The sequence below is a fragment of the Mycobacterium sp. ACS4331 genome, from assembly GCF_001667265.1.
GTDB lineage: Bacteria > Actinomycetota > Actinomycetes > Mycobacteriales > Mycobacteriaceae > Mycobacterium.
In genome coordinates this window covers 1-17,335 of the sequence record NZ_LZHW01000093.1, presented here as the reverse complement: position 1 = coordinate 17,335, position 17,335 = coordinate 1, and the positions used below count along the sequence as shown (strand labels likewise).

Sequence of the window (17,335 nt, the reverse complement as noted above, 5' to 3'; positions counted from 1 at the left end):
CCGAAACACCCGTGGGCGTCGATGCCTCCGCGACACGGTGAAATCAGCCTCGCGGCAGCAGGTTTCAACCACGTAACCGGCCGATGTCGGGGCCCGTCCGGTCCGGACACGATTCGCGCAGATCCGGACCACGACCGCCTCGCAATGCGGACGTAACAGATAAGCGCTACTTTCCTGACCACGTCGTGGGTGGCCGACGCGCACGAGGGGTCACGAAGGGACAGCGACATGTCCGGTGCGAATCACATGGGCAGGGCAGGCCGTGACGTCGGCAGACAGGGGCCGAACCGGTGAAGGAACCCAGGACCGTCGTCTTCGCGCTGTATGACAAGGTGACCCTGCAGGATGTGGCGGCGCCGTTGGAGTCTTCGCGCGCGCCAACGACTTCGGCGCGCACTACCGCGTGATCCTGGCGTCGTTGACCGGCGCTGCGGTGAACACGACGTCGTTCGTCTCGCTGCAGGTGGACAGGGCGCTGGCCGAGGTGCCCGACCGCATCGACACGTTGATCGTGCCGGGCGGGGTCCCACCGGACTTCGACTTCACCCCCGGCGAGCACGACATCCCCGAGGAGCAGACGCCGGATGTGGTCGCGGCGGCGTTGGAGATGGTCGGCACGCTGGCGCCGCGGGCGCGCAGGGTGGCCTCGGTGTGCACCGGCGCGTTCGTCCTCGCCGCCCTGGGGTTGCTCAACGGGCGACGCGCAACCACGCATTGGGCGCACTGCCAGGAGTTGGCGCAGGCGTATCCGGAGATCGAGGTCGATCCGGATTCGCTGTTCGTACAGGACGGTCCGTTCGTCACCGGCGCGGGAATCAGCGCGGGCATCGATCTCGGGCTGGCGATGGTGGAAAGCGATTACGGCCCCGACGTGGCTCGCCGGGTCGCGCGCTGGATGGTGGTGTTCCTGCAGCGCCCGGGCGGGCAGGCGCAGTTCAGCGTCTGGACCGAGTCGGCGGCGCCGGTGTCACGCGGGCTGCGCGAGATCCTCGACGCGGTGGTCACCGACCCGTCCGCCGACCATTCACTCTCGGCCATGGCCGCCCGGGCAGCGGTCAGCGAGCGGCACCTGGTGCGAATGTTCCGGGTGCAGGTGGGGATGACCCCGGCACGTTTCGTCGAACAGGCGCGGCTGGAGGCGGCGAAAGTGCTTCTGGCGACCGGCGATCAGGGCCAGGAGTCGGTGGCTCGACGGGCCGGTTTCGGGTCGGCGGACACCATGCGGCGCACGTTCCGCCGTGCGCTTGGGGTGTCACCGAGCGTGTACCGCAGTCGATTCCGGACGACGGGGATCGCGGCGCACCACTAGTGGCGCCCACGACCGGGTGAATACCGCCGTCGGCGTGACGCCGGTAGTTTGCGATGGATGGGGATGTCGCTCGGCCATGTACGCATGCCGGGCGGCCCGGCCGAATGACATGGGGCGGAATTTGACGGACACAGACCTTGATTGGGGCCGAGCCGTGCTCGTCGGCGCGGCCGTGGGAGGCGCCTTCTGGGCGCTGGCCGTCTTCGCGGTCGCCAAGACCCACGCTGCACCGTCGGCGATGATCATCGGCGCAGCGGTCGCCGTCGCGGTGATGATCATCGGCGCGGTCGTGCTGCGACGGGCAACCGGGGCGCGCGTGCGCAGTCTTGCCCTCGGCGCGATCCTGGCACCGCTCACCGGGGTGATGGCGGTGGTGCCGTTCTGCGTCGTCGCGCTGCTGGTCGGGCTCGTCACCCGGGTCGGGCCATGACGGGGCCCGCGCGGAATACGAAGCTGCTGCTGGCCGGGTTCGTCACCGGGTTCGCCTCCGTGGGCATGACGATGGGCTTCTACTGGATCTTCGCCCCGGTCTTCCCCGCCCTGGTCGCGGGCATCGCCGCCGTCGTCCCGTTCAAGGGGCATCTGGAGTTCGCCAAGGGCGCTCTCAACGCCCTGGTCGGCGTGGCGGTGTTCGTGGCCCTGTTCTCCGCCCTGACGCTGCTGTTCCTTTAGCGCCCACTGCTCAGTTCGACTACTCGGCAGGCTTGGGCCGCACACCGCCGGGACCGGCGGGTTCCCAGGAGTGCATGGCGGCGTCGATCTCGTCGTCGTCGAGTGCCTCCACCGGCAGTGGCTCCTGGCCGTCGCGCTGGCGCATCCCATCCAGCAGAAGCGCGACGTAACGGCGCCACAGGTCACTGCCGACATGGCCGGCGAATTCACTGACGGTTCCCGACAGCAGACCGAACAGAGGCATGTCCGTCGACGACATCTCGGGACGGAGGTGACCGTCGGCCTGCGCGCGCTGCACGAGCCGGCGCAGTACGGGCTTGAGGCGGTCCTGCGCCTCCCGCACCCGCGGACCGCCGTATGCCTTGCTGAACGCGATCTCCCGCACGCCACGGTCGGTCGCCGTCATCTCGCACATCTTCTGCATGTACCAGGCGAACCCCTCCCAGGAGTCCTCGAACCGCAGCGCCTCCTCCGCGCGCTCCGCGAGCTCATGCAGCCCCTCCGCGAAGAGCGCCTCGAGCAGATCCTCCTTGGTCGCGAAGCGCCGGTAGACCGTGCCGACCCCCACTCCGGCGTGGTGGGCGATGTCATTGAGATGCGGTTCGAGGCCCCTGGTCGCGAACAGGTCCCGCGCAGCCTCGAGGATGCGCTGCCGATTGCGTTCGGCGTCCTTGCGCAGTGGGCGCGCGGTCGCGTCCGGGGTCTCCATGTCGCCGAGTGTAATGAGCGCGACACTGAACCGGATTGAATCTATCCACTTAATTCGTTAGCTTCTCTCACTAGAAAAGTGTCGGTTCCGCCCGGGGCCGTCTCGTCGGCTTAAGGGGCACCGCATTGATGGGCGTCATCGACCGCTGGGCTGTCGGCATCCGCGAGGCGGGCGTATGACCAGAGTGCTGCGCCGGTTCTGGCTGCCCATCCTCATCGCGTGCGCCGTCGCGGCCGGCGCCTACACGGTGAGCAACCTGCGTCTGGTGTTCGGCGCCAATCCGGTGGTCGTCACGCCCGTCGGGGCGGGCACCGCCGAGGACACCGACCCCAAGATCGTCACCTACGAGGTGTTCGGGACCGGCGGCACCGCCGTCATCAACTACCTGGACCTCGACGGAAAACCTCAGCGCGCGGTCGACGCGGCGCTGCCCTGGTCGATCACCCTGACCACCACGGCGGCGGCGGCCACCGTCAACATGCTGGCGCAGAGCCACGGCGACAGCATCACCTGCCGGATCACGGTCGACGGCGAGGTCAAAGATGAGAGGACCGCAACCGGCGTGAACGCCCAAACGTACTGTCTGGTGAAGTCGGCATGAGCGCGACCGTCGACGACGAGACCGAGGCCGACACCAACCCGATCCCAGCGGCCCGGCACCGGGCCGAGCAGCCCGCATCCCGCATCCCGCGGTTCCTGCGAACCTTTGCGATCCCGATCATCCTGGCCTGGGTGGCCATCATCGCGGTGCTCAACACCGCCGTGCCGCAACTCGACGTGGTCGGCAAGATGCGGGCGGTCTCGATGAGTCCCGCCGACGCCCCCTCCAAGATCGCCACCCAGCGCGTCGGCGAGGTGTTCGGCGAGTACCGCACCTCGAGTTCGGTGATGATCGTGCTGGAGGGCGAGGAACCCCTTGGCGCAGAGGCGCATCAGTTCTACGACGACATGGTCGCCCGACTGAAGGCCGACACCAAGCACATCGAACATGTGCAGGACTTCTGGGGCGACTCGCTGACCACCACCGGCGCGCAGAGCGTCGACAACAAGGCCGCCTACGTACAGGTCTACATCGCCGGCGAGCAGGGCGAGGCGCTGGCCAACGAATCGGTGCACACCGTACGTGAAATCGCCTCGGACAGAAACGCTCCCGACGGACTGCACGTCTACGTGACCGGTCCGTCGGCGCTGAGCGCAGATCAGACCGTCGTGGGCGACGCGAGCATGAAGACCATCGAACTGGCCACCTTCGCCGTCATCATCGTCATGCTGCTGATCGTCTACCGCTCCGTGGTGACGACGGGCATCGTGATGGTGCTGGTGATCGCCGGCCTGCTGTCGTCTCGCGGCATCGTGGCCGTCCTGGGCTATCACCACGTCTTCGGCCTCACCACGTTCGCGATCAACCTGCTGGTGACGCTGGCCATCGCCGCGGCCACCGACTACGCGATCTTCCTGATCGGTCGCTATCACGAGGCGCGCCGCAAGGGTAAGGACCGCGAAAGCGCCTACTACGACATGTTCCACGGCACCGCGCACGTGGTGCTGGCCTCGGGCTTGACCATCGCCGGCGCGGCCCTGTGCCTGTATTTCACCCGTCTCCCCTACTTCCAGACCATGGGCATTCCGCTGGCAGTGGGCATGGTGATGGTGATCGCCTCGGCCCTGACGCTGGGGCCCGCGCTGATCTCGGTGTGCAGTCGCTTCGGCAACGTGCTCGAGCCCAAGCGGATGGGACAGTCACGCCTGTGGCACAAGGTCGGCACGACGACCGTCCGATGGCCGGGCGCGGTCCTGGTGAGCGCCGTCGTCGTCACCCTCGTAGGGCTGCTCGCCCTGCCCGGCTACCACACCACGTACAACGACCGGATCTATCTGCCGGACTCCGTGCCGGCCAACGTCGGATATGCCGCCTCCGACCGGCATTTCACGCAGGCCAAGATGAATCCTGACCTGATGCTCATCGAGACCGATCACGATCTGCGCAACCCGGCGGACTTCCTGGTGATCGACAAGATCGCCAAAGCCCTTGTGCGCGTTCATGGTATCGCTCAGGTGCAGACCATCACCCGTCCCGATGGCAAACCCATCGAGCACTCGACGATCCCGTACACGATCAGCCAGAGCGGCACCACGCAGATCATGAGCAACGACTACACCCAGAACAATCTGGAGAACATGCTCGCCCAAGCCGACGATCTGCAGGTCAGCATCGACGCGATGACCGAGATGATGAACATCCAGGGCGATCTGGCGGCCGTCTCACAGACAATGGCCGACAAGATGGCCACGACCTCGGACGACATGTCCGACGTGCGGGACCATCTCGCGGACTTCGACGACATGATGCGGCCCATCCGCAACTACCTGTACTGGGAACCGCACTGCTTCAACATCCCGGTCTGCTGGTCCATGCGCTCGGTGTTCGACGCGCTGGACGGGTTGGACACCATGTCCGGCGACTTCCAGGACCTGGTGCCGGAGATGCAGCGCATGGCCGAGCTGATGCCGCGAATGGTTGCCGTGATGCCCGCTCAGATCCAGTCGATGAAGAACCAGAAGCAGATCCTGCTGAACCAGTATGCCTCGCAGAAGGCGCAGCAGGATCTGGCGATCTCCCTGCAGGAGGACATGACCGCGATGGGCGACGCGTTCGACGCGGCGCTCAACGACGATTCGTTCTACCTTCCGCCGGAGGCCTTCACCAACGCCGACTTCATCAACGGCATGGACAACTTCATCTCCCCCGACGGCAAGGCCGTGCGATTCACGATCACCCATCAGGGCGATCCGCTGACGCCGGAAGGGATCTCGCGCATCGAACCCCTGAAGATCGCGGCGGCCGACGCCATCAAGGGCACGCCGTGGGAGGGTTCGGCCATCTACCTGGGCGGCAGCGCGGCCACCTACGCCGACCTGCAGCAGGGCGCCGACTACGATCTGCTCATCGTTGCGGTCTCGGCGCTGATCCTGATCTTCATCATCATGATGGTGCTGACCCGCGCCGTCGCCGCCGCGGCCGTCATCGTCGGCACCGTGGTGCTGAGCCTGGCGGCGTCGTTCGGTCTGTCAGTCCTGTTGTGGCAGCACATCGTCGGCATTCCGCTGCACTGGATGGTGCTGCCCATGGCCGTCATCGTGCTGCTCGCGGTGGGCGCGGACTACAACCTGCTGCTGGTCTCCCGGATGAAGGAGGAGGTCCACGCCGGAATCAACACCGGCATCCTGCGGTCGATGGTCGGCACCGGTTCGGTGGTCACAGCCGCGGGCCTGGTGTTCGCGTTCACGATGATGTCGATGTCCGTCAGCAAGTTGATCATCATCGGTCAGGTCGGCACCACGATCGGTCTGGGCCTGCTGTTCGACACGCTGGTGGTGCGGTCACTGATGACGCCGTCCATCGCCGCGCTTCTCGGCCGGTGGTTCTGGTGGCCGCAGCGGGTGCGCCCGCGCCCGGTCCCCAGCCCGTGGCCCAAGCCCGTGGACCGAACCTCCGAGAACGCGCTCGCCTGATTAGGGTGGAAGGCAGTGCAATCACCAGTCATCGGGAGGACACCGTGAGGAAGTCGTTGCAACGCCTGGCCATTGGTGCCGTCGCAGCGGTCACGCCGTTGATGTTCACCGCCGTGGTGAGCCCCGCCGTCAGTTCGGCGTGCGCACCCGGGGAGTGGTGGGACCCGGTCGCCAGCCGCTGCCAGGGCCCACTGGTGCCGAACTGCGAGAACGGGTGGTGGGATCCCGTCGCCAACACGTGCCGGCCGCCGGTCTCGACGACCCCGCTGGGCTGCGACAACGGCTGGTGGTGGGATCCGGTGGCCAACGTCTGCCGGCCGCCGCTGCTGCCGGGCTGACCACGCTTCTGGCGCCGGGCGAAGCGCACCTGCCCGTCACATCCAGCCCACCCAGCGCCGGGTGAGTGCACACAGGGTCGTGTGCTCCCGCGGATCACAGCCCTGGGTGGCAATGTCGCCGTCACAAAGGCTGATCCGGCTGGGGTGAATTGCAGGACCCGCGGCCGTTTTGGCCGCTACCGCCGAGAGCAGCGTGGTGGTCGTGGAAATCGGCGAAACCCGCGAAAGCACAGCCACAACGTCCGTCTGAGCTGGAGCGCGCAGGACGGGGTAGTCCCCGCTGACGAAATTGCACACAGGGTGGTGCGCCGGCCCGGGCCACAGCCCTGGGTGCAATCTTGGCGCTACGACTGCGCCGCACACTTGAACCTCACAGCTTCATAAACATCACGGGCCACGTGTTCAACTCCTGCAACACCGCGGGTAGTTTGGCCGCATGGCCTCAAAGCTGGCCCTGATGGGCACGGCGGTGGTGGCGGCCTTGAGCGCGGCAGCTCTGGTCAGCTGCAGCAGCTCCACCGACGGAAGACCGGTCTGCCCGGGTTGCGGCACCAACGCCGAACCCACCATGCCGACGGCGAGGCCGCCGGTGAACACTCCGACGGCTCTGCCCCCCACTCCCGGACCCAGCACGCCGAAGACTCCGGGCGGCGAGACGCTGCCCACCGATGCGCAGGGCTACGTCTTCGTCGAGACCAAGTCCGGCAAGACGCGCTGCCAGCTCAACACCGAGTCGGTGGGCTGCGAATCCCAGTTCGAGAACTCGCCCGAGGTCGATGGCGCACCTGCCAACGGCGTGCGGGTGAACTCCAGTGGGGATCTGCAGTGGATCCTCGGCAACCTGGGTGACATTCCGGCGGTCACCCTCGACTACCGCACCTACAACGCCGCGGGGTGGACGATCGCCGCCGACCCCAGCGGTACCCGATTCACCAACGAGGCCACCGGCCACGGCATGTTCGTCGCGGTCGAAGGCGTGAGGGCGTTCTGATGTCTGACGATCCCGAGTACTACAACGAACCCACCCAGCGCTTCGAACCCGCCGAACCGGAGCCGGAGCAGCCCTGGTACCGCAAGCCGATCGTCCCGATCGTCGTCGGCGCGGTCGCGACGCTGGTCCTCATCGGCGCGATCTACGGGATCGTCCAGGCCATGAGCAACGAATCCCCAAGCACCGCAACAACGACCACCACGACCACACCCACGACGACGACCACGACGTCACCGACCACGACGACCACGACGTCACCGACCACGACGACCACGACCACGTCGCCGTCGGCCACCACGGTCACCGAGACCGAGACCGTCACCGAGACCACCGTCGTCCCTCAGGGGGCGCCGCCCGCCGAGTCACCCTGACCATGTGCGCCTAAGCTGGCGATCGTGGACTTCCGGGTATTCGTCGAACCTCAGCAGGGCGCTTCGTACGCCGACCAGCTCGCCGTCGCCAAAGCCGCGGAATCACTCGGCTATTCGGCGTTCTTCCGGTCCGACCACTATCTGGCGATGAGCGGGGACGGCCTGCCCGGCCCCACCGACTCCTGGGTAACGCTGGGCGCACTGGCCCGCGAGACCAGCACGATCCGACTGGGCACCATGGTCACCTCGGCCACCTTCCGGCACCCCGGACCGCTGGCCATCTCGGTGGCTCAAGTCGACGAGATGAGCAACGGGCGAGTCGATTTCGGCGTTGGTGCGGGCTGGTTCGAAGCGGAGCACCAGGCCTACGCGATCCCGTTCCCACCGCTGGGTGAGCGCTTCGACCGCCTCACCGAGCAGCTTGAGATTCTCACCGGGCTGTGGACCACGCCGGTCGGGCAGACCTTCGACTACAGCGGTGAGCACTACAACGTCGTCAATTCCCCCGGACTGCCCAAACCCGCCCAGGATCCGCACCCGCCGATCGTCATCGGCGGCAAGGGCGCCAAGAGGACGCCTGCGCTGGCGGCGCGGTTCGCCTCGGAGTTCAACGTCCCGTTCGACTCGCTCGACGTCATCAAGACGCAGTTCGGCCGGGTCGCCGACACCGACACCGCGGCGAACCGCCCCGCCGACTCGATGACCTACTCGGCCTGCTTCGTGGTGGCCGCCGGCCGCGACGACGCCGAGGTGGCCCGCCGCGCCGCCGCGATCAACCGCGAACTCGACGAACTGCGGACCAACACTCCCCTGGTCGGGCCGCCCAACGAAATCGTGGACCGGTTGGGGCCGTTCATCGAGGCCGGAGTGCAGCGCGTCTACCTGCAGGTGCTCGATCTGGCCGACCTGGACCACCTCGAGTTGTTCGCCGACGGGGTCGTCGCTCAACTGCGCAGACAGTGATGCGCGTTACTATCGGTGCCCGTGGCGCGCAACGACAACCCTGACGACGACTTCTACAGCGAACCCACGCAGTACGCCAACTACGGCGGCAGCGGCGGTCAGGCCTACAGCGAGGTCCCGGACCCCACGGGTTACCAGCAGACGCCCGACTACCGGTACGAGACCGCGGCCGCCCCGGTCCCGCCGCAGCCGCCCACCCCGTGGCACCGCAAGCCTGCCGCGTTGGTGCTGATCGGCGCGCTCGCCGCCCTAGTCATCGCCCTGGCTGTCTACGCCGTCGTGCAGTTGGCCGGCGGTTCATCGAGCACCACCGAGACCACGACCACCACCACCACGCCGACGACGGCCGCCACGGAGGCGCCGACGCAGGGCCAGAACACCCAGGCTCCGCCGCCACCTCCGCCCCCGGTCACCGAGACCGTCACCGAGACGCCGACCACGACGACCACCACGCAGGCACCGACCACCACGACCGAGGCGCCCACGACGACGACGACGGCACCGCCGACCGAGACGGTCACCGAGACCGAGACCGTCACGCCGACCCGGACCTGGCCCACGCTGCCGACGCTGTTCCCGCGCCCCGGTCAGGGCGAGTAGCCGCGGCCTCTCCCTGTCCTTTCCCGCGAGCGTGCGTGTCTGTACGCCGACACGCCGTGATCTGCGTACAAGGACGGCCGCTCGCGGGCCAGATAACGGCCGCTCGCAGGCCAGATGACCCTGTCCAGAAGACGTCAGTAGCCGCGTGAGGCGAACAGCGCCACCAGCGCCTCGGCGCTGCGCACCGCGGCGCGGCAGGCCCGGGTGGTGAACGGGTCGTTGAGGGGATGCTCGGCGCGCCGCCGCCAGCGCTGCGCGGCAGCGAACGCGGCCCGCGGCCCGTCGTAGGGCTCGTCGGGGGTCAGCCCCAGGCGACTGGCGGCATCGGTGCCCGAGCCGCCGATGATCCGCCGCAGCGACGCGATCTCGTCCTCGTTCAATGTCGTTGGCCGAGAACGCAACTGGCTCAGAAGCCGCAGCTCCTCGAAGGCGTGAGTGTCGGCCAGCAGCGGGTCGATGTCGGCGATGATGTACGGCGTCGCCCGGATCGGATGAACCTCGACGAAGCGGCGCAGCGCAAGCATCGCGGTGTGCGCCTTGAGCAGTTCGGAACGCTGGGCGAACTGCTGATCGATGACGTCACGCAACGCCACCAGACCGCTGCGCTCCAGAAGTTCGTCGGCCAACGTCACCGAGTCACTGACGCCGGAGCGCAGCACCGCGATCGAAATCCGGATGCCGAACATGCCGAACCGGTCCAGCAGTGCTGCCCGCGTCTGCGCATCCACCGGCAGCGCGCTGTCCTCGCGCACGAAGCGGTCCACGCTGAGCATGGCCTTGTTCAATTCAGCGGCGTCCGTTCCCGCCAGCTTCTCCAACGCCACGAACTCGCTCTGCCGCAGCGTGCGCGCGGTCAGCGCGAGCAGTCCCGACACCGGCACCACGGCCTGACAGATGCCGGTCTTGTCCATCTCGGTGGTGAACCGCTGCGCCACGTCGTTGGCGGACAGCATGGCGTCGATGCGGCCCGCCCCGATCTCGTCGGCCCTGGACGCCACACCGATCACGCCCAGCGCGCCCGCCGAACCGCCGACCAGTTCGCCGATCTGTTTGAGCAGCGCGATGTCGGCGGCGTTCAGTGTGCGCAGCAGGAACACCACGGCATCCACGCGCGGCACGCCGTCGTCGGGCACGAGCAGCCGAAGCGTGCGCTCGGAGACGTCGCGAGACAGCGACGAGGTGCCCGGGGTGTCGATGATCGTGGTGTCGATCAGTTCTGCGGCCGGCCACTCCACGTCAAGGTCGGCCACCTCACCGGGATCAAGCGTCGCCATCTCGAACGTCAGGCCATCCGGGCCGCGACTGATCGGGACGTTCGTCCGCCTGCCGCTGTAGTGGTTGGCCGTGACCTTCGGCGTGGGCCCGTGCCGAAACCACGTCACGATGCGCGTGGCCTCGGTCGCGTCGGTGGGTGCGATGTTCTCTCCCACCAGGGCGTTGACCAGCGTGGACTTACCCGCCTTGAGGGTTCCGGCCAGGGCGATCCGGATGGGCTGGTTCAACTGCCAGCCGATGCGGTCGAGTTCGTTGAACACATCGGCGCGCTGGCGGTACGCCGGTTCGCCCTGGTAGGCGCGGATGGTGCCGCCCAGGATCGCGCGGACCTGATCGCTCGTGCTCATTGAATCCTTGAGTTTACGGCCCGAGCCCGGTCGAGATTTGAACGCTAGGATCGGCGCCCGTGGCAGCTGACGACCAGAACGACGAGACACCCTGGAATCACAACCCGACGGTGGTGTTCTGGGCCGGCGGTGTCGCTGCCGTGCTTCTGGGTGTGCTGGTCTACCTGGTTGTCACGATGTCCGACGAGTGGAGTCGGCCCGCCGAGACCGTACGGACCACGACGACGGCGGTCACCCGGGATACGACGACGCGCGAGAAGACGACCATGATCATCACGCCGTCCAGCACGTCGACGACCTTCACCACCAGCGTCCCGCTGTCGACCACCGACATCGGCATCCCGCCGCCGGGTGAAACCAGCGGTACGGAGACCACGTCCCCGACCACCACGTCGCCGTCGGAGGAGGAAGAGGTCACCCCGACCGAAGAGACCGAGGAGACGACCACCACCACGCGCAAGCGGCCCAGGCTCAACGAGACTCGGACGCTGACCCCGCGCACCTTCGACTAGCGGACGGGCGACCGCAGCTTCTCCACGTTGTCGCTGACCTGGGTGAGGATGTTGAGCTGCCGCTGCAGTTCACGCACCCGGGTGGTGCGCTCGCTCTCCTGCATCTGCGCGGAGGCGATCGTGGCCTGCAGGGACTCGTTGAGCGACCGCGTCGTCTGATTGGCGATGTCACGGTAGTGGTCGCGCAGTTGACGCTGAATCCCCTTGAGTCGGTCGCGGGACTCCTTGCCGACGACGAAGGACACATCATCGACGAACCGGCGCAGATTGGTCTTGGCCTCGTTGCGCACCCGCATCATGCGGTTCTCCATGTCCTCCTTATAGGACTTGCGTCCCAGCAGCAGGCCCGCACCCAGTGAGATCGGGTTGAACATGCCCAGTCCCGCGACCGAGGTCAGCATGCCGAACATCAGCACTCCGCCGTAGGAGCCCCGCATGCTGGTGATCGCCTTGTGCCCCATGCCGATCGGCTTGGCCTCAAGCCGGGCCAGCGACTTGAGTCCGTCGAAGCCCGCGCCCATCTCCCGGGCGCTGACGTGCGGCATCTTGACCGCGTCCAGGCCGGCCTCGACGAAGGTGCGGGCCACCTCGGCGGCGAGCGCCTCGGCGCGCTGGTAGGCCCAGACGAAGTTGTCGCCGACCGCCGTCGCCACGGCGTTCTCCACATCCGCGCCGATCTCGGCCCAGTGCTGGGTGGGGTCGCAGGAGTCGATGACGCTCTCGTTGTGCGCCACGATGGCACGGAACCGTGCCCGCAGATCATGGTCGACATCCGCGGTCAGATCGGCGATCCCGTCATTGAGCACCTGCTGCCACAGCGCGGTGTGCTGCAACGCCTCCTGGGCCTCCTGCTTGCGCCGCTCGAGGTCCTCGGTGAGCTGCCGAACATCGTCGGGATCGTTGATCGCGGACAGCTCCGCGTTCACAGCCAGGGCGAGATGCTCTGCGGCGGCGCCGATCTCGGCGATCACCTGATCACGGACGCGATCGTTCTCGCGGGAGAGCACCCGTTCGGACAGGAACTTCACGATGGCCGGGAAGTTGGACTCCTCGTTGAGCTCCTTGTCGTTCATCTGCACCGCATGACTGCGCAGCAGCGACGACGCCGGAATCATCGGAATCGACACACCCGCCCGCTGCAGATGTGCGGTGTTGGTCTCGACGATCTGCCGCCAGTACGGGTAGAGGTCGGTCTTCGTCGCGATCACCGCACCGACCGGACACACCTCGTGTGCCTGGCGGATGAATCGCATCTCTGGCTCGGTGAACTCCTGGCTGGTGTCGCTGACCATGAGCATGGCGTCGGCGTCGGGCAGCAACCCGAGCGTCGCCGACAGGTGCGGTTGGCCGTGGCCGCCCACGCCCGGGGTGTCGACGAACGCCAGGCCGCCCTTGAGCAGCGGGCTCGGCGCGCTGACCTCGACCCGCATGACCTCGCGCCCCTGCGCCTGCGGCGCGCGCCGCAGGTCGTGCTTGATGTCGTCGATCGGGATCTCGACCACCTCCGGTGCCACCTGCCCCGGCGGCGGTGCGATCACGAGTCGCGCCGAAGGCTGCTCGCCGTAACTGACGATGGTGACCAGTGCGGTGGTCTCGTCGTCCCCGACGCGCGCGACCGGCATGTTCAGCAGCGAGTTCAACAGCTGACTCTTGCCCTGTTTGAGCTGGCCGGCGATGACCACCCGGATCTGCGGATCCTTGATGCGCGTGCGGGCCACGTCGAGGCGCTGTTTGAGATCGCCGCGGTCGTTGAGTTCGGCGATCGCGGCGGTGTGGTCGATCAGTTCGACGATCACCTTCACGCGTCGCGGGTCATCCGGCTGTGTCACAGCTGCTCCTTGGTTCGGGTCCACCGTAGGCCGAGAACGCGGCGGGAACCGGAAGGTTCCCCCCGCGTCCTGCGTGACCGGCTCAGAACAGGTCGTTGCCCGATCCCAGCGAGGCCGAGTGGCCGGTGTCGACAGCGCTCGCGACGGCCGACGTGTCGTGGCTGTTGTCGAACAGCGACGCGCTGTGCTGCGACGAGTTGTCGTACACCTCGGTCTGCGAGTGGTCCGAGTAGTCGCTGACGGTGGTGGTGGTCTGCGTCTCGGTCTGGCTGTAGGCCGAGGTCGAGTTGCCGCTGCCCACGTTCGTCGCGCTGTCGCCGCCGACCTGCGACTGGTTGCCGCCGACGGTGTTGGTGGCCGTCTCGTTGCTGACGATGACGATGCCGCCCCCGCCGCCGTTGCCGCCCTGGGTGTGGTCACCGCCGAGGCCGACGTCGATCAGGCCGCCGCTGTTGCCGCCGGCGTGACCGCCGCTGCCGCCGCTGGCGTCGACATCCTGGAAGACTGGGCCGTCGTTGTCCTTGATCACCGATCCGCTGCCGGTGTTGGTGGTCCCGTTGTCTTCGATGTCGCCATGTCCGACAGTGACATTGGAGCCGGTCCCGGCCCACACGTCGCCGTTGTTGACGTCGTTGTTGTTGCCCAGAACCGCACCGTCGCCGCTGACGATGTCACCGCGGTTCTCGCCGCCGACCACGACGCCGCCGTTGGTCGCGGTGTTGGAGGTCTTGTCGCCGAGGGTGATGTCACCGAAGCCGAGGTTGAAGGCACCCTGCTGCGCGTTCGCGCCCGCGTCCTGGTTGGGGCTCATGATCGGCGTGCTGTTGTGGCTCGCCAGGTCGGTGTTGTTGTGGCTGGCCAGGTCGGTGTTGGTGTTCGGCGCGAACACCGGCGACGGGGACAGCAGATTGGTCGACGGCGAGTAGTCGTAGGCCGGGGCGAACCCGTAGTGGTTGGACACCGCGCGCTGCAGGCCGACGACCGGGTCGCCACCGCCGAGCACCAGGCTCGGCACCGCGGTCGCGGCCACGGACGACAACTGCGCCGCGGACACTCCGGCCAGGCCGGCATCGCGCAGGGTCGCCTCGGGGGATGCGACGAACGCGCGGGCCGCATGCTCATCGCGGAACAGGTTCAGGAGCCAATCGATCAGGTTGATCATGGTCGTGCCTTTCGGTCATCCGCCGGGGTTCCGGCTGTCTGGAGACCACGTTATGGGCGCGCAACACCCCTCGAAACGGGGCGACCGCCCGTCGTCCCCAACCCCCGACTAGGGGTGGTGCGGGGGGATCCGTTAGGGGATTAGGGGGTTTGATGCTCAGCCCCCAACGAGACGTCAGAATATGCAGGTACACGCCACACCAGTCATCGAAATGTCCCCCAGGGCTGTGAAACGAGCCCATCAACGACCAATCGCGACAACTCGAGGCCGGCCGCCGCGCAAAAGAAACCGCCGGCAGGCGCAGTGCGCTGCCGGCGGTTCCGCGGGGCCCTTGTCAGAACAGGTCGAACGACGCATCTCCCCCGTCGTCGGGGAGGTGGTGCGTCGCCTCGATGACGCCGTCGTCCCAACCCACCGCATCCTCGTGCCCCACCGTCGCAGTGTCGGTGACGTCGTCGAAGCGCACCGGATCGTCGAGCACCGGCATATCGATGCCGACGTCCGTGGACACCTCGGGCACCACTCCGGGGTCGATGACGCCGCCGAGATCGTGCAGGTCGGTGAACCCGGTGTGCGGCACCTGCGGTTCGAAGGCATCGAATGCCGCGGTGGCGGCACCGCTGGTCCACACATTGGTCCCGGCGTCGGCGCCGAATGTCGGAGCGGCCATCGACAGCGAATCGGAGACCATCGGGATCAGGTTGTTGACATCGGCGCTGGTGACGTTGGTCAGATGCGCGTCGGCAATGGCACCGGCCGGGTCCGCGGCATAGCGTGCGGCGACGTCAGGGTCGCGCACGAGCGACATCACGAAGTCGAGCAGTTCGTTCGCCATGACACGTCTTCTCCCGTTGGGCCGATACACAGACTGTTGCAGTTCGGAGCCTATAGCGATCTGCGGCGCCCGGGATCGGTGCGAAGCCCAACTGCCACCCCACCGGATTAGGGGATCACCCCATAGGGGATTCGCGACATTAGGGGGATTTCGCGTCGGTAGCGCCTCTGGAGCCTCCCGGGCCGCTATCGTGGGGATTCTTATGAGGTGTGGACATGAGTGACGTGCTGGGGCTGTCCATCGGCCAGACCAATCTCGGGGCGGCCCGGACCGGGCGCTCGACGGTGTTGCGCCGGTCGGTGCTGACGCTGTTCGGGCACCGCCCGGCCGAGGTGGGCCTGCCCAGTGAGAACCCCAATCTCACCGAACCCGGCGTGGTCATGTGGGGTTTCGTCGAACGAGTGGGCGACCCGGTTCCCCTGGTGGCATCGGACGGCTCGTCGCATCGCGGCGACGCGTTGATGGCTGAAGCCCTCGAGGCCCTGGCCCGGACGCAGGACTCCGGCAGACGACCGGACAAGATCACCATCGCGGTGCCCGCGCACTGGGGGCCTGCGGTGGTCGGTTCGCTGCGGGCGGCGCTGCGCAACAGGCCCGCGCTGTTCTCCGATGGTGCGCCGCCGGATCTCGTGTCCGACGCCGCGACCGCACTGGCGGCCCTGCAGACCGGACCCGGCCTGCCCGACGGCGGCGTGGTGGCCCTGTGTGACTTCGGCGGCACCGGCACCACCGTCGCACTGGCCGACGCCGGCGCGGGCCTGTCCCCCATCGGCGAGGCCGTGCGGTTCACCGAGTTCTCCGGCGAGCAGATCGATCAGGCCCTGCTCAACCATGTTCTGGCCACCGTTCAGGAGGGGCGTGACGCCGACCCGGCGGGCACGGCGGCCGTGGGGTCCCTGGCACAGTTGCGCGGCGAATGCCGTCAGGCCAAGGAACGCCTGTCCGCCGAGACCTCCACCGTCATCCCGGTCCAGCTGCCGGGGTCGACGCTCGACGTCCGACTGACCCGGGCCGAACTTGAGAACCTGATCGCCGAACCACTGCAGGGTTTCCTGGACACCCTCGGTGACACCTTGGAGCGCAACAGGATTCCAGCAGCCCAGTTGTCCGCGGTGGCGACGGTGGGTGGCGGCGCGGCGATCCCGCTGCTGACCCAGCGGCTCTCGGAACTGCTGCGGGTGCCCGTCATCACGCTGCCTCAACCGGCGTTGGCGGCCGCCACGGGTGCCGGTGTCATCGCCGAGCGCGGCCCGTCCCCGGATGCTCCGACAGGCATGGCGCAGGCCCCGGACGCCGCGGATCTCCCGACCGGACTGGCGCCGGCGGCCTGGGCGGCCGGCGCCGCAGGAGCGGCCGCCACCCAGTCGGCCTCCGACGGGTCGCCGTCGGCCACCTTCCGGGCCCTGGCCTGGTCGCAGGACGACGAGACCGGCGGCAGCGCGGAGCCGGTGCCGTACTCGGGTGAGGACTACACGTTCGAGCACGCCACCAGCGCCCGGCCGCCCGTCGAATTCGAGCGCGAGACAGAGGTTTTCGGCAGCAGTGAGACCGAGCCGCCGCCGCTGCCGTGGTATCGCCGCCCCGCCGTGCTGTTCGGTGCCGCAGCGGCCGCCCTGCTGACCGTCAGCGGTGTCGCCGTCACGCTGACGAGCAGTTCGTCCAGCAGCGAACCCGTCACCGAGACCATCACACTGCCCAATGGCGAGGTCCGGACCACGGTCTTCGATGAGCCGACGAGCGCCACCATGACCTACACCGGCACCAACGGTGTCGTCACCTCGTCGGTGGTGCCGCCGCCGGTCACCACGACGACCACCCCTCCCACCACCACCACCACGCAACCAACGACGACCACCCCAACCACGACAACCAACACCAAAACGACTCCCACACCCACCACTACGACGAC

At 67.8% G+C, this 17,335-nt stretch carries 16 protein-coding genes and 1 pseudogene; 12 read left to right on the top strand and 5 right to left on the bottom strand.

The annotated features are described in order from the left end of the window. Positions 1-290: 290 nt before the first annotated feature. From A5727_RS21520 to A5727_RS21510, 3 genes and pseudogenes are all read left to right on the top strand, one after another. Positions 291-1,309, top strand: a pseudogene (locus tag A5727_RS21520) (GlxA family transcriptional regulator). Between the two features lie 121 nt (positions 1,310-1,430). Then, entirely contained in the window at positions 1,431-1,739 is a 309-nt protein-coding gene (locus A5727_RS21515) for a hypothetical protein (RefSeq protein WP_157521497.1), read from the top strand. Continuing rightward, on the top strand, positions 1,736-1,981 hold the full coding sequence (locus A5727_RS21510) for a hypothetical protein (protein WP_068254763.1): 246 nt from the start codon (positions 1,736-1,738) through the stop codon (positions 1,979-1,981). Before A5727_RS21515 ends, A5727_RS21510 begins: the two co-directional genes overlap by 4 nt. Positions 1,982-2,000: 19 nt before the next feature. Here the strand turns inward: A5727_RS21510 and A5727_RS21505 are convergent, their stop codons facing one another. Continuing rightward, positions 2,001-2,690, bottom strand: coding sequence for a TetR/AcrR family transcriptional regulator (locus A5727_RS21505; protein ID WP_068254760.1), 690 nt, complete (start codon positions 2,688-2,690; stop codon positions 2,001-2,003). A 175-nt stretch (positions 2,691-2,865) separates the two neighbouring features. Here A5727_RS21505 and A5727_RS21500 point away from each other — a divergent pair, with 175 nt between their 5' ends. The 7 genes from A5727_RS21500 (at position 2,866) to A5727_RS21470 (ending at position 9,466) form a co-directional block, all read left to right on the top strand. Then, a complete protein-coding gene (locus tag A5727_RS21500) occupies positions 2,866-3,291 on the top strand; it encodes an MmpS family transport accessory protein (RefSeq protein ID WP_068254753.1) in 426 nt (141 codons plus the stop codon). Next, positions 3,288-6,203 (top strand): MMPL/RND family transporter, encoded by a 2,916-nt coding sequence (locus A5727_RS21495; protein WP_068254750.1) that lies wholly within the window; start codon positions 3,288-3,290, stop codon positions 6,201-6,203. The genes A5727_RS21500 and A5727_RS21495 overlap by 4 nt, the downstream gene beginning before the upstream one ends. A 101-nt stretch (positions 6,204-6,304) precedes the next feature. Continuing rightward, a complete protein-coding gene (locus A5727_RS21490) occupies positions 6,305-6,541 on the top strand; it encodes a hypothetical protein (protein WP_082949958.1) in 237 nt (78 codons plus the stop codon). A 436-nt stretch (positions 6,542-6,977) separates the two neighbouring features. Then, positions 6,978-7,532, top strand: a complete 555-nt coding sequence (locus A5727_RS21485; protein WP_068254747.1) for a hypothetical protein — start codon at positions 6,978-6,980, stop codon at positions 7,530-7,532. Continuing rightward, positions 7,532-7,903, top strand: coding sequence for a hypothetical protein (locus A5727_RS21480; protein ID WP_068254745.1), 372 nt, complete (start codon positions 7,532-7,534; stop codon positions 7,901-7,903). The genes A5727_RS21485 and A5727_RS21480 overlap by 1 nt, the downstream gene beginning before the upstream one ends. A gap of 24 nt (positions 7,904-7,927) precedes the next feature. Beyond that, entirely contained in the window at positions 7,928-8,866 is a 939-nt protein-coding gene (locus A5727_RS21475) for an LLM class F420-dependent oxidoreductase (RefSeq protein ID WP_082949948.1), read from the top strand. A gap of 21 nt (positions 8,867-8,887) precedes the next feature. Then, a complete protein-coding gene (locus A5727_RS21470; RefSeq protein WP_082949957.1) occupies positions 8,888-9,466 on the top strand; it encodes a hypothetical protein in 579 nt (192 codons plus the stop codon). A gap of 134 nt (positions 9,467-9,600) precedes the next feature. On the opposite strand, the gene A5727_RS21465 is transcribed toward A5727_RS21470, so the two are convergent. Next, on the bottom strand, positions 9,601-11,088 hold the full coding sequence (locus A5727_RS21465; protein ID WP_068254733.1) for a dynamin family protein: 1,488 nt from the start codon (positions 11,086-11,088) through the stop codon (positions 9,601-9,603). Between the two features lie 59 nt (positions 11,089-11,147). Here A5727_RS21465 and A5727_RS21460 point away from each other — a divergent pair, with 59 nt between their 5' ends. Beyond that, positions 11,148-11,600 (top strand): hypothetical protein, encoded by a 453-nt coding sequence (locus A5727_RS21460; protein WP_068254730.1) that lies wholly within the window; start codon positions 11,148-11,150, stop codon positions 11,598-11,600. On the opposite strand, the gene A5727_RS21455 is transcribed toward A5727_RS21460, so the two are convergent. From A5727_RS21455 to A5727_RS21445, 3 genes are all read right to left on the bottom strand, one after another. Then, positions 11,597-13,429 carry a dynamin family protein gene (locus A5727_RS21455; protein ID WP_068254728.1) on the bottom strand — a complete coding sequence of 611 codons (1,833 nt, stop codon included), beginning with the start codon at positions 13,427-13,429 and terminating at the stop codon, positions 11,597-11,599. The two genes, A5727_RS21460 and A5727_RS21455, sit on opposite strands and share 4 nt — an antisense overlap. Before the next feature lie 82 nt (positions 13,430-13,511). Further along, on the bottom strand, positions 13,512-14,591 hold the full coding sequence (locus tag A5727_RS21450) for an IniB N-terminal domain-containing protein (protein ID WP_068254725.1): 1,080 nt from the start codon (positions 14,589-14,591) through the stop codon (positions 13,512-13,514). A gap of 334 nt (positions 14,592-14,925) precedes the next feature. After that, on the bottom strand, positions 14,926-15,426 hold the full coding sequence (locus A5727_RS21445; RefSeq protein WP_068254723.1) for an Rv0340 family IniB-related protein: 501 nt from the start codon (positions 15,424-15,426) through the stop codon (positions 14,926-14,928). A gap of 215 nt (positions 15,427-15,641) precedes the next feature. Between A5727_RS21445 and A5727_RS21440 the strand changes: the two genes are divergently transcribed. Beyond that, positions 15,642-17,335: Hsp70 family protein (locus tag A5727_RS21440; RefSeq protein WP_068254720.1), on the top strand; the 1,694-nt coding region annotated here is incomplete at its 3' end.